Origin of the sequence: Streptomyces indicus (assembly GCF_900100315.1) — a bacterium.
Classification (GTDB): domain Bacteria; phylum Actinomycetota; class Actinomycetes; order Streptomycetales; family Streptomycetaceae; genus Streptomyces; species Streptomyces indicus.
This window is the reverse complement of record NZ_FNFF01000003.1, coordinates 450,215-463,268: the sequence shown is the minus strand read 5'-3', so window position 1 is coordinate 463,268 and position 13,054 is coordinate 450,215. Positions and strand designations below refer to the sequence as shown.

9 protein-coding genes are annotated in these 13,054 nt (G+C 71.4%); 2 read left to right on the top strand and 7 right to left on the bottom strand.

What is annotated here, in order from left to right; genetic code table 11:
• The first annotated feature begins 117 nt into the window (after positions 1–117).
• A complete protein-coding gene (locus tag BLT97_RS11615; RefSeq protein WP_093608866.1) occupies positions 118–489 on the top strand; it encodes a GntR family transcriptional regulator in 372 nt (123 codons plus the stop codon).
• A 100-nt stretch (positions 490–589) separates the two neighbouring features.
• Here BLT97_RS11615 and BLT97_RS11610 read toward each other — a convergent pair whose 3' ends face one another.
• Positions 590–1,702 carry a DUF5925 domain-containing protein gene (locus BLT97_RS11610; RefSeq protein ID WP_093608864.1) on the bottom strand — a complete coding sequence of 371 codons (1,113 nt, stop codon included), beginning with the start codon at positions 1,700–1,702 and terminating at the stop codon, positions 590–592.
• A gap of 206 nt (positions 1,703–1,908) precedes the next feature.
• Here BLT97_RS11610 and BLT97_RS11605 point away from each other — a divergent pair, with 206 nt between their 5' ends.
• Positions 1,909–3,315: a glycoside hydrolase family protein gene (locus BLT97_RS11605; RefSeq protein ID WP_093608862.1), complete on the top strand. Its 1,407-nt coding sequence runs from the start codon at positions 1,909–1,911 to the stop codon at positions 3,313–3,315.
• 45 nt (positions 3,316–3,360) lie between these two features.
• Here BLT97_RS11605 and BLT97_RS38455 read toward each other — a convergent pair whose 3' ends face one another.
• From BLT97_RS38455 to BLT97_RS11570, 6 genes are all read right to left on the bottom strand, one after another.
• Positions 3,361–8,298: a lipopolysaccharide biosynthesis protein gene (locus tag BLT97_RS38455; protein ID WP_425442680.1), complete on the bottom strand. Its 4,938-nt coding sequence runs from the start codon at positions 8,296–8,298 to the stop codon at positions 3,361–3,363.
• Positions 8,291–9,091, bottom strand: a complete 801-nt coding sequence (locus BLT97_RS11590; protein WP_093608860.1) for a polysaccharide deacetylase family protein — start codon at positions 9,089–9,091, stop codon at positions 8,291–8,293. The genes BLT97_RS38455 and BLT97_RS11590 overlap by 8 nt, the downstream gene beginning before the upstream one ends.
• Complete coding sequence (locus BLT97_RS11585) at positions 9,088–10,161, bottom strand: glycosyltransferase family 2 protein (protein WP_093608858.1); 1,074 nt, start codon at positions 10,159–10,161, stop codon at positions 9,088–9,090. The genes BLT97_RS11590 and BLT97_RS11585 overlap by 4 nt, the downstream gene beginning before the upstream one ends.
• Positions 10,158–11,030: a glycosyltransferase family 2 protein gene (locus BLT97_RS11580; RefSeq protein WP_176953727.1), complete on the bottom strand. Its 873-nt coding sequence runs from the start codon at positions 11,028–11,030 to the stop codon at positions 10,158–10,160. The genes BLT97_RS11585 and BLT97_RS11580 overlap by 4 nt, the downstream gene beginning before the upstream one ends.
• A 381-nt stretch (positions 11,031–11,411) precedes the next feature.
• Positions 11,412–12,551, bottom strand: a complete 1,140-nt coding sequence (locus tag BLT97_RS11575; RefSeq protein WP_093608856.1) for a GNAT family N-acetyltransferase — start codon at positions 12,549–12,551, stop codon at positions 11,412–11,414.
• Between the two features lie 13 nt (positions 12,552–12,564).
• Positions 12,565–13,008: a hypothetical protein gene (locus BLT97_RS11570; protein ID WP_093609062.1), complete on the bottom strand. Its 444-nt coding sequence runs from the start codon at positions 13,006–13,008 to the stop codon at positions 12,565–12,567.
• Positions 13,009–13,054: the final 46 nt, after the last annotated feature.

Sequence of the window (13,054 nt, the reverse complement as noted above, 5' to 3'; positions counted from 1 at the left end):
ATACGGGACTTCGCCCTAGGTATGGACGGGGCCCCGGTCTCTGGGTGCCAGCGGTAAACAGCAGGTGGGGGATACCGGTACCGTCCGCCGCGGAGGCCGGGCTGCGACAATCGGCGCGTGACTCTGAAGCTCCGAATCGACCAGGACGCGGCCGAGGCCCCGTACGAACAGGTGCGCGCGCAGATCTCCGAGCAGGCCCGCTCGGGAGCGCTGCCGGTGGGCTACAAACTGCCGACCGTGCGCGGTCTCGCCGAGACCCTCTCCCTCGCGGCGAACACGGTCGCCAAGGCCTACAAGGCCCTCGAGGCCGACGGCGTGATCGAGACCCGCGGCCGCAACGGCACCTTCGTCGCGGCGGCCGGGGGAGCGGCCGAGCAGAAGGCCGCCGCGGCGGCCGCCGCCTATGCGGCCCAGGCCAAGCGCCTCGGCCTGGACCGCGCGGCGGCGCTGGCGGCGGTCGAGGACGCGGTGCGGGCGGCGTACTCCTGACCGTCTGCGGGCGGTTCGCACCCCGGCCGAGTGGCGCGCCCGAGCCGGGGGTGGGGCCCGCCAAGCCGCGTGCCGCGCCCGCCGGTTCGCACCCGGTGTCCTACAGGTAGAGCCCCGCGTCCGCCCCGTCCCGCGGATCCGGCACCGAGGTGGGCGACACCCCGCGCCGCAGCGCGTACAGCTCGGCGAGGGTCGCGCCCTCGCGGCCGACGGACGAGGCGGCGTCCGGGAAGTCCGCGCCCAGCCAGTCCAGGGACTCCTTGCGGGTCAGGGCGCCCACCTCGATCCGGGCGAGGCAGCGGCCGGGGCGTACGACCGCCGGGTGCAGGCGCTCCAGGTCCTCGTTGGTGGTGACGCCCACGAGGACGTTGCGCCCCTGGCCGAGCAGTCCGTCCGTCAGGTTCAGCAGCCGCGACAGGGCCTGGCCCGCGGTGTGCTTGGCCTCGCCGCGGATCAGCTCGTCGCAGTCCTCCAGGAGCAGCAGGCGCCAGCGGCCCTTGCCGGTGCCGTCCTCCTCACCGATCGCGATGTCCATGAGGTAGCCGACATCGGTGAACAGCCGCTCCGGATCGAGCACACAGTCCACCTGGCACCAGTCCCGCCACGAGCGGGCCAGGGTGCGCAGGGCCGAGGTCTTGCCGGTGCCGGGCGGGCCGTGCAGGAGCAGCAGCCGGCCCGCGATGTCCTCGGGCGTGGTCTTCATCAGGCGGTCCATCGCATCGGCCACGGCCGCCGTGTAGTTGGGCCGCACCTCGTCCCAGGCACCGGCCGCGATCTGCCGGGTCGTGCGGTACGGGCCGCGGCGCGGCGAGACGTACCAGAACCCCATCGTCACGTTGTCCGGCTGCGGTTCGGGCTCGTCGGCCGCGTCCTCGGTGACCTGCTTGACGACGCGCTCGGCCAGTTCGGCCGAGGTGGCGATGACGGTCACGTCGGCACCGCGGCTCCAGCGCGAGACGAGGAGCGTCCAGCCGTCGCCCTCGGCGAGGGTGGCGGAACGGTCGTCGTCGCGGACCGCGCGCAGCACCGCGGCCCCGGACGGCACGAGGTCCAGGCCGGGCTTGACGCGCTCGATCGACACAGCGTGCGAGTACGGCTGCTCACCGGTGGCGAACCGGGCGAGGAACAGCGCATCGACGACATCCGACGGTGAGTCGTTGTCATCCATGGTCAGCCTGATCGGCAGGGAGTGCCGCGGGTCCTTTTCGGGCATGCGGTACATGATCCGTCACCGGGCAACCCCGCGCACGGAATTTCGCGGGCCGGGCGGTGAGGGGCTGGACGATGAGAGTCCGGACGGTGAAAGGTCCGGACGGGAGCCGGGCGGGCCGTGGCGCGTTGCGCCGGAAGGGTGTGTTACAAGGCCGTGGCAACGGAGTATGTCATTCCGCCAACTGCCCCGATTACCCTTGCCCGTTGATGGGACGTCATGGGTGGAATTCGGGGGCACGGCGGTGGCGGTTCACCGCGCTGCTCGGCGTGGGTCTTGCCGCACTGGCACTGGTGCTCACCCTGAGCAACCTGCCCGACGGCAACGGTTCTACGGCCGGTACGACGACGGACGGCGACAAGGTCTGGGGCTCGCCCACGATCCCCACGGACCGGCCGAAGGCCGAGCTCGGCTGGGGGTTCACGCACACCGAGCACAGCGCGGACGAGGGCGAGGACGCCGCGGTCGGGCGCGCCGAGAAGCTGCTCGCCGGGCCGCGCCTGCCGCAGGTGCAGCACCTCATGGGCTGGGGCTCCGACAACCCCGAACCCTCCCCGGGCCGCTACCGGTTCGGTGAGATGGACGAGCGGATGGACTTCATCCGCGCCACGAAGTCCACGCCCGTGGTGACCCTGTGCTGCGCGCCCGACTGGATGAAGGGCGGCAAGGCCGGAGTCGACAACGTCGACTGGGACCGGCTCGAAGCCGCCCCCGAACGGCGGCACTTCAAGGACTTCGCAACACTCGCCGCGACCGTTGCCAAGCGCTACCCGGACGTACGGCACTTCGTCGTCTGGAACGAGTTCAAGGGCTTCTGGAACGATGCCGAGGCGCGCTGGGACTACGAGGGCTACACCGAGCTCTACAACCTGGTCTACCGCGAGCTGAAGAAGGTCAACGAGGACATCCTCGTCGGCGGCCCCTACCTCGTGATGGACAGCCTCGACCCGCGCCAGACCGACAACGCCTCGGACGAGCTCAAGGGCGACTGGGGCAGCGCCGACCAGCGCGTCCTCGACGCCTTCGACTACTGGAACGAGAACAAGGCGGGCGCCGACTTCGTCGTCGTCGACGGCTCCAGCTACACCGCCGACGACGAACTGCTGCCCGACGAGTTCCGGGCCACCGAGAAGTTCACCGACGTCAGTGAGTGGGTGCGGGAGCGCACCGGCGGGCTGCCGCTGTGGTGGGCCGAGTACTACGTCGAGCCGGGCGACCACAACGACAACCGCGACGACTGGGCCGAGCCGCACCGCGTCGCCGTGCAGGCCACCGGGATGATCGCGCTGGCCGAGGGCGGCACGAGCACCGCCTTCTACTGGAACCCGCAGAAGCGTGGCGAGGACTGCGCCGGCTGCCTGTGGAGCTCCACCGAACTGGCCGACGGCGGGCGGAAGTTGCCGATGCTCGGCCTGATCGAGCGGTTCGCGAAGGAGTTCCCGCCCGGCACCCGGTACGAGGACGTCACCGTGGCGCTCGACGACGCACCGGTGCGCGTTCTCGCCGACGACGAGGCGCTGCTCGTGGTGAACACCGTCGACCGCACCACGAAGGTGACGGTCGACGGCAAGCGCCTGGAACTCGGCCCGTACGAGGTGCACTGGGCGCGCCGCTGACGGTGCGCCCGCGCCACCGCTGGACCAGGGGCAGCGACCTCCGCGTCATGCCAGGGTCAGGAACCGCTGCACCAGCGAGGCGAGCAGCACCGCGAGCAGCGGCAGCGAGAACCAGAAGGTCGACTGGAGCCACTGCAACTGCCGCACACTCGGCGGCGAGGCCACCCGCACCACCTCGCGCACGGCGAGCAGCGCGATCAGGGCGATGGCCGCGAGCGCGCCGATCACCGACCACGGCGTCCAGGTGACCTGCGGCCCGATCGGCCCGGGGTCCGCCTTCCTGACCTCGCCCTCCGGCTGCTTGCGCAGGGTGTAGAGCGTGGCGTCCTCGTTGCTGTAGGCCCGCTTGAGCTCCGGCCGGTCGTCGAGGTTGTTCATCAGGCGCTTGTCCCAGCTGCGGGGATAGCCGCCGTCCAGGTTGAGCGTGGTGGTCTGGCCGCGGTTGACCATCAGATACGAGTTGGGCCCGGCGTCCCTGAGCGCCTTGACCAGGGAGCCGACGAGGACCGGGTCGGGCGGCGCGAGCGTCGGCCGGTACTCGACCTTCTCCATGTCCTGCTTGCCCCAAGGGGCCGCGGGCGTCACGTTGTTGACCTCGTCGTCGGTCAGCCAGAGCAGCCGCACGGTCGGGTCGGAATGCTCGTACACGTACTCCATCGCCGCGACCTCGCCGGGCCGCACCCGCTCGAATGGCTCGTTGCCCCAGCGGGCGATCAGGAAGCCGCCGACGAGGACGAGGCCGGCCATCAGGGCCGCGAGCGGCGCCAGGGTGACCCGGTCGCGGTCGCGCTCCTGCGCGGTGATGCCGGTCCTCGGGAACAGGGCGAGACCGGCGAGCAGCGCCGCGCCCGGCAGCGCGAACATGAACACGCGCAGCGCCATCTCGCCGCCGTACGACTGCATGCCGAAGCCGAGGAACGGCACGAAGGTCAGCACGAGCAGCGAACGCTCCGCGTACTGGTAGCCGCGCCGCCGCCACCAGCCCCACACGGCGAGGCCCATGACCAGGCCGGCCAGACCCACCCGCGAGTACAGCACCAGCTGATGGATGGAACTGCCGCCCTCGATGCGCCCGGAGACGGACGAGGAGACGTTGCCGCCGAGGCCGCCGACGCCGCCGAACAGCTCCTCGAAGTGACCCGACCAGTACGGCTCGGCGAGGAAGCCGACCCAGACCACGACGAGGATGCCGAAGAGGATCGGCAGCCCGCGCAGCTCCGAGCGGCCGATGACGACCAGGACGGCGATCACGCCGAGCATCACGAACGGCGTGAGCTGGTGCGCGGGGACGGTGGCCGCGAACAGCGCTATCAGGACCAGGACCAGCGTGGCCCGCTGACCGCGTGTGTTCGGCAGGACCTCCGCCTCGCCCGGCCGCCGCTTGGCCCACAGCATCCTGGGGGCGCGGAACCACACGAGGAGGATCGCCACGAAGGCGATGTAGAACAGATACGTGAAGCCCTGCGGCGAGAAGTAGTCCTGGCCCACCCAGCCGCTGAGCACGAAGATCCACACACCCGCCCACTTGGCCCGCCAGCTCGCCCGCAGGGAGCGGATGAGCAGGAACATCGGGGCGAGATAGGCGAGTTGGATGAACGTCGGCCACCAGCGGATGACCTCGCGCATGTCGTCCACGCCGCAGGCCTCGGCGAGGAACGTGGCCGCCGCGAAGAATCCCGGCCAGCTCCAGCGCGCGTCCAGGTCGGGCACGGCGGAGCCGGTGCGGTCGATGTACTCCATGAAGCCGAGGTGCTGCCAGGCCGTGGCGAACCGCGGCTCGGCCTCGATGACGGCCGGCAGGGCGTGCAGGGACACGAGGGTCCCGAGCAGGGCGAGCGTGAGCAGCAGCTTGTGCGGCCGCTCGTGCCACAGCAGTGAGGCGAAGGTGACCACGAGCAGGGCGGCGCCGAGCAGGGTCGCGGGCGGCAGCACGGAGATCAGGCCGAGCCCGTTCATGGCGTCGAGGTCGGCGTCGTCCATGCGGAGCACCGGGACCCAGTACAGGCCGAGCGCGACCAGCAGGAGCAGGCCGAGCGCGTACGAACGCGAGGGCTTCGTCGGCGCGGCCACCGCACCGCGCGGCGGCTCGGGGGCCGCTCCGGACAGCGACTGCGCACGGGCCCTGGGCGGCGAACTCTCCACCACCGAGGGGAACTTGGACCGCTGCTCCCGCGCCACGGGCACGGCCTCGCTCTGCGGCTCCGCACTGGCCTCCTGCGAGGGCCCGGAGGCGGCGGAGGCCGTGGAGGCGGCTGCGGGCGGAGTGACCGGAGCCGACGGCTTCGCCGCACGGGGTGCGGGCAGCACGGACGGGAGGCGCAGGGCCCAGGTGGGGCGATGCTCGCCCAGGTCGGCCGGGCTGTCGGAGTCGGCCGCACTGTCGGAGTCCGCTGGACCGCCGGAGTCGGCCGGGCTGCCTGAGCCGGTCGGGGCTTCGGGGTCGGGTGAGTCGTCCGAGTCATCCGAGTCGTCCGAGGCCGTCGGGCCGCCCGGGTGCTTCGAGTCGGCGGTGTCGGCCGTGTCATCGGGCTCGTCGGACTCGTCGCCGGCAGCAGGGTGGTGGTCCGGGTGGGAGTCGACGGGGGCGCTGTCGGCCGGCTCGTCGTCGACGGACCTGCCGGCATCCACCGGGGTGGCGCGGGCGCCGCCCGGGGAGTCCTCCGGTCGGTCCTGCGGCGAGGCGTCGTCCGGCGCAGGCGCCTCCGCCGGAGCGCGGTCCGCGGGCTCCATGACGGCGGGGGCCAGGCCGGCAGACGGCGAGTCGTCAGGCTCACCGTCCACCCGATCGCGTACGGACTCAACGGCGCCTTCTCGAACCTGGGCGGGGACGCCCTCCTCCACCGCATCGGCGACTTCATCCCGTACGGAGGTGTCCTCGTCCTTCCGTATGGACGCGTCCTCGTCCTCCCGTACGGACGCGTCCTCGTGCCCCCGTACGGCCTCCACCTGCGTCTCTCTCACGGCAGGCACCCCCGCATCCCGTCCCTCGGACGGCAGGCCCCCCTCGGCCACTGCCGTCGCCCCGTCGTCCGCACCTGAACTGCCGCCGTTCTCAGCGTCCTTGGACCGCGGTCCGTCCTCGGACGCCGACGAAGCCCCGCTCCGGGAAGCGTCGTCCTCGGGCAGCACGGCCCGTACGCCCGCACCTCCGCCGGACCCGGCAGCCGTGACCCGCTTCGACAGGTCGAGCGTGCTCGTGGAGCCGGACCCGGAACCCGACCCTGAGCCGGCTCCTGAGTCCGAGCCCGCTCCCGGGGCCGCTCCCGAGTCCGAGCTTGAATCCGCACCCGAGCCCGCTCCCGACCCGGACCGCCGCGCCCACGCCGGAGTGTCGCCCGCAGCGGGACGCGGGCGGGTGCGCTGGTGCGGGGCGCGGATCGCCTCGGGGACCACGATCGGGAGGCCGCCCGCGGGTGTTCCGGGGCCGGGGCGGACGTCCGGGCGACGCTCCAAGTGGTCGAAGTCCACTGGGAGTCCGAGTTGCAGCGTGTCCGAGTCGAGGGCCGCGCGCAGCGCCCAGGTCGGGCGTCGCACGAGCGGTCCGAGGACCATCGTCGTCTCGCCGCTGGGCTGCCCGACGTCCGACAGGTCCCCGTCCGCGGCCACCGGTTCCCGCGGGTGGGAGCGCGCCGGCGCGGCCGCGGGCGGTGCCGAACGGACCACCCCGTACAGCTTGTACGCGGAGATCGAACCGATCACCGCGAGCGAGCAGACCTCCGCGACCCCCGCGCCGGTCAGCCCCATCCGCGGCAGCAGCACCAGGGTCAGGCCGAGCACCAGGACGCACAACGCGCCCTGAAGATAGGCGAGTCCGGAGGTGCGGCTCTGCGCCCGCAGCACCGCGAAGTACGTCTCGATGATCACGCGGAGCAGCGCACCGACCGCGAACCAGCGCAGCAGGGGAGTGGCCGCGTCCGCGTATCCGCTGCCGAATACCGCGAGGATCCAGGGCGCGCCGAAGAACATGATCCCGCAGACCGGCAGCATGATCCGTGCCATCCGCTTGAGCGCCGCACGGCAGTTGGCGGCCAGGCGGCCCGGATCGTGGGCGCCCTCGACGGTCAGCGAGGCGCCCATGTTGATGGCGAGCAGGTTGACGGTGCCGCCTATGGTCGTGGCGATGTAGAAGTACGCGTTGTCCGCCGAGCTGACCTGCGAGGCCACGATCACCGGGATCAGGTACACGACAGCCAGGGAGAAGAGCGAGCCCGTGTAGTCGCCGGCGAGGAAGCGGCCCATCTCGCGCAGGGAAGGCGGCTGCGCGCCCTTCTTCGTGGCCTTCACATGCTTCGGCACGAGCCGCCGGAACACCAGCCAGCCCAGCGGCAGCACGGACACCGCGATCGCCGCGACCCAGGAGACGAATACTCCTGCCACAGGCACGGCGGTGGCGATCGCGACCAGGAACACCAGCTTCACCAGCGAGAACACGGTGTTGCCCACCGGCACCCACAGCGCGCTGCGCAGCCCGGTCAGGACCCCGTCCTGCAAGGTGAGCAGCGACCAGGCGACGACGGAGAGCACGAACGCGAGCCCGGGCAGCGGCCCGTCCAGGAAGGCGTACGAAGGCCCCCACAGGTCGAGGGTCAGCAGGAAGACCCCCGCCGCGAGCGCCACCGCGAACGAACTGCCCACGTACGTACGGAGGATGAGCTTGCCCGTGGTGCGCCCCGCCACCGGGATGAACCGGGCCATCGCCCCGGTGAGCGTCAGTGCGGCGAGCCCGGCGATCAGCTTCATCGCCGCGATCGCCGCCGATCCCTGGCCGACCGCCGCGTCCGAGTAGTAGCGGGCGGCGGCCAGCCAGAAGCCCAGGCCGAGCACGGCGGAGATACCGGTGTTCAGCATCAGCGCGTACGCGTTGCGGAACAGCGGACTGCCGCCGCCCCCGGGCAGCCTGAGCCTGCTCCCGGAGGGCGGCCGGCTGCTTCCGGGCGTCTCGTTCACCTCGGCGGCTGCCTGGGCGGTGGTCGTGTCAGACACGGGTGAGGCCGGCCTTTCGGCGGAGCTTGCGGGTTCTTCGGACGAGGGCGTACCCCTTGGTCAACGCACGGTCCTTGGCGAAGGTTCGCGCCACGCCGTGTCCGGCCACGGACCGCGCGAACTCCTCGATGCCGGTCGTGCGGTCCACGGTCAACCGCCGGATCGCGTACGGGCCTTGGGAGCGGCGCGCGAGGTGGTTGCCCACCGCGAGCGCCTGGCCGTACCCCGCGTCCCGCACGAGCCGCCGTACGCCGGCGTCCGAGTATCCGTAGGGATACGCGAACGAGGCGGGGGCGGTCCCCGTCTCGTCGGTGATGATCTCGCGTGAGCGGCGGAGCTCGAACCAGAGGGCGTCCTCGCCGAGTTGGTCGAGCTGCGGATGCGTGTGGCTGTGCCCGCCGATCTCGATCCCCGCGTGCGCGAGCGCCTTGACCTGCTGCCAGTCCAGCATCGTGTCGAGCGCGCCGCCCGTGTCGTACGGGCCGCGCAGCCAGCCGGTGGTGACGAACACCGTCGCCGTGAAGCCGTGCCGGGCGAGCTCGGGCAGCGCATGCCCGTGCACCCCCTCGTACCCGTCGTCGAAGGTGATGAGGACGGGTCTCGCGGGCAGCGGTCCGCCCTCGCGCCAGGCGGCCGCGAGCCGTGCCGTGGTGACGGGCGTGAAGCCGCCCGCCGCCAGGACCTCCATCTGCTCGGCGAACGTGTCCGGTGCGACGGACAGGTCCCTGGTCGCGGGCGCCGGAGCGTGCGCGACCGCGTGGTACATCAGTATCGGAACAGCCTGACTGCTCATGCCGCGGCCCCCTCGCCCGCCGCGTCCGTCCCCTCACCGTCCCGCGGTCCCGTCACCGGCGCCTGGGCGCCCGTCACCGGAACCTCGGCGATGGTGAAGGCCCCGCCTCCCCTGCGGGCCCGAACGCTCCCGATTACGTACCCACCGGCGGCCGCGACCACTCCGGCCACGATCGCCCCCGCCCGGCCCGCGCCGCCGCGCCGGCCGAGCACCGCGTCCCGCAGTCCGCGCGCCACTCCCGCGGGCAGCACGCGCGTGGTGTAGCGGCGCTCGGACTCGAGTCCCTTGTCGCTGCCGACACTTCGCGCCACCAGCGCCTTCGAGAGTCCTTCCGCGTACGTACGCGTACGGAAGTAGCCGAAGCGCTCGCGGACCGCCGGTACCCGGTGGTGGATCACCGCGCGGTCGTCGATCAGGAGCACCGCCTCGGGCATCGCGCGGGCGAGCCGGATGCACAGTTCCGTCTCCTCGCAGCCCAGCGGCCGCTTGTCGCCGTCGCGGCCGATCCCGGTGGCGAACCCGCCCGCCACCGCGAAGGCCTCACGGCGGAACGAGGCGTTGCCCCCGAGCACGTTGCGCACCCGCACCAGGCCCTCGGGCAGCCCCTTGTACGTACAGCCCACGACCCAGTCGAACTCGGCCGGGAACCAGGCGGGGCGGCGGCCCGAGGCCCAGATGGGCAGGGTGCGCCCGCCGACCGCCATGACATGCGGATCCTCGTACGCCGCGGCGAAGTGCCGCAGCCAGTCACGCTCGGCCACCGCGTCGTCGTCGAGGAAGGCGATCACCTCGCCGTGCGATGCGGCGATGCCGGTGTTGCGGCCCGCGGACAGGCCGCGGGGGCCCGCGTTCGCGAGCACCCGCACCGTGGAGCCCGCCGGCCGCGTACCGCCGTCGTCCTTGTACTCCTTGGTGAGCCGGTCCAGAAGCGTCTCGTTGTGATCCACCACGAGCAGCGTCTCCAGAGCAGGCCGTGACTGCGCGCGCACCGAGGCCACCGCCGCGAGGATGTCCTCCCAGCGCTCCTCGGTGTACACGCAGATCACCACGGAGATGCGCGGGTCGCTCAAGACCGTTCGCCCCTCTCGCCGCCCGGTCCGCGGTTCAGCGCGACGAACTGGGCGCGCCGGCGCCGCTGCTGGCGGTCGGCGCGCTCCCTGAGGATCACCTTGAGCACCCGGATCCCGTCGCGCACGGCACGCAGGTTGCTCGCCCCGTGGATGCGCACGTACTCGTGGCTCGGGATCTCCTGGACCTTCAGGCCCGCCTTGACCACCCGGATGTTCATCAGGGTCTCGACCTCGAAGCCGGTGCAGTCGAGGTCGATCTTGTCCAGGCAGTAGCGCCAGAACGCGTTGTACCCGTAGCAGAGGTCCGTGTAGCGGGCGCCGAACTTGCGGTTGACCACCGCGCACAGGGCCCAGTTGCCCAGCTTGCGGATCGGCGTCATGTCGTCGGTGCCGCCGCCGTTGGCGAAGCGGGAGCCCTTGGCGAAGTCGGCTCCCGAGACGAGCGCGGAGACGTACGAGACGATCTCGTTGCCGTCGGCCGAGCCGTCCGCGTCGACCATCACGATGATGTCGCCGGTGCAGGCCGCGAAACCGGTGATGAGGGCGTCCCCCTTGCCCTTGCCGGTCTGCGTGACGACCTTGACCTCCGGCCAGAGCTTCCTGGCGACGGCGACCGTGTCGTCCGTGGAATTGCCGTCGACCAGCACCACTTCATGGATCCAGTCGGGCAGCGTCTCGAAAACGTAGGGGAGATTCTCCGCCTCGTTCATCGCGGGGATCACCACACTGACCGGTGGCGCTATGGCCAGGTGGGTGGAGACCGGACGGTACTGGTCGGGAATGCGTCCGGCCCGTGTCGCGTGGCCGTTCTCGGACGGCGTGATTAACGGATCGTTACCCGGGACTGCCGGGCGCAGGAAAGAGCTCATGAGTCAGGTCCCTCTCGTCCGGTGGACCGCCCGCCCCCGGGCGGTCCGGATGTATTTCCGGTTCGAAAGGGGGGTTCTCATCCGGAGGCATGCCGGCATGAACTCCCGGCATTCCGGATGAGCTGGCTTGTGCTGCCGCGCGGCGCGCACTCCGGCAGTGTTGCGTTCACCGAGCACGGCACCCCCCTACCGCGCCCCGTACCGGAAATCCATCGCGGCCCCTGGCCCTCCCCTGGGTCCGCAGTGCGTGATGGTCCGGTGCGGGTGGATCTAAGACGGTATTGATGTTTGGGACTGTATGGCAAGACCTGGAACGAGGTCTCACATTTGTTGCGCCATTGCGTCGATTTCTCAGAACTTCCGCCGGCACATGCGGAATTGTCAGTTCCTTGTGCCGGTGCCTGAGCCGGGTTTTGTCCCGGGCCTCACAAGGCGGGATCTGAGGTGTCCCGCGGTCTTGAGGAATTTGTCGGCCGGCGCGAACAGTTCGGGCCTGTTCTGCACCGTGTTGCGCAGCGCCCGGACCGGGGCGCGGCGCGCCCGGTGTCCGACCGCGACCGGGTGACGGCGTGTCACCCACCCCTCGGACACGGTGATCTCCCGCGTCTTGAGGAAGTCCTTGTACTCCTTCGGGCCCCGCCCGAGGTCGAGATACGCGATGCCCTCCGCCGCGGCCGCCTCGATCATCCGCAGATGCAGCAGCAGGCCGGGCGAGAACTTTCCGAACTCCGGGTCGTACGCCGGGAACCAGCAGGTCAGCACACGCTCGGACTGCAGCCCGAAGTGGGCGGCCACCGGGCGGTCCGCGGCGTAGAGCACGGAGAGGCGGGTGGTGAAGGTGTCGGAACGGGTGTGGAAGAGACGGTCGACGAGGTGATTGATCCATGGCTTGGCGAAGCGGTCGCTGCGTCCGGTCCGTCGGTACTGGGCGGACTTCCACGCCTTGAGCGTCTCAAGGACGGAGGGATCGCGCTCGTCGTGCACATAGCGCACCACGGGATGATCGCGCTCCAGCTTGCGGCCCTTGGCGAGGGTCCGGCTCGTGAACTTCGGTGAGCGAAGCCTGAGTTCCCTCAGATACGTCTCGTAACCCTGATCGACATCGATCACAGGCGAGGCGAAGCACCCGGTCCGCGTCGCCTCGAACGCGGGCTGCCCCTCGACCAGGTGGTCGTACTCCCAGACGGCCAGCGCGCAGGCCTTCAGCAACTCCTGCGCGTCCCAGGCGAATCCGGGCCGGTGCACCACGCCCTGGCAGTCGGACAGGCCGAGGCCCACGGCGCGGCCGACTCCCGCCAGCGTCCGCTCGTACGGGAAGAACGCGACGGGCTCGCCGGCCTCGCGCACCACCGCGATCCGCACCCCGCGCCGGCTGCGGCCGACCGCGAGCGCGAACTCGGGCGCCAGGAAGGGATTGGAGAGCCCGGGCAGACCCTGCACATGAGCCTTGGACTGCAGGGCGGACCACGCCGTCACGTCGGCGGCGCTCAGCTCGCCGGGGCGGTACACGCTGATGTCCATGTCGATGGTCCGCCTACGTCTCGGAGCTCTTCGTCGTGCGCCGCATCCGGTCGGGATGCCTCCGGGTCAGCAGGGCCAGGGCCCAGATCGCCAGGGACAGCCCGCACACCGCGACCATGCCGCCGCGCACCGACCACATGTGCATGGCCAGCATCGCCTGTGCCACAAGGAGGTTGAGTGCTGCTCCACCAGCTAGAGACGCGACGAAGCGGCCCCACGGTTGCAGTCCGCCGAGGGCAATCGCGAGAGCGCCCGAAGGGGCACCGAGAAGAAGGAGAAGGGTGAGCGGCCCCCGCAGCGGGGAGTCGAAGTCACCGAAGGCGAGAAAGGCACCGGCCGCCACCACGGCGGTGGCCGCCCCCGCGAACAGCAGTCCGAAGTCGCCTCCGCGCGGGCGCTCTTCGCCCGCTCTGCCGTCCGCTGATGAGTTGTCGCTGTCGTTCCCGATGGTCTGCATTGGCGACTTTGCCCCCCGACGCGCCGGATGCCGGGCTTCACTCTGG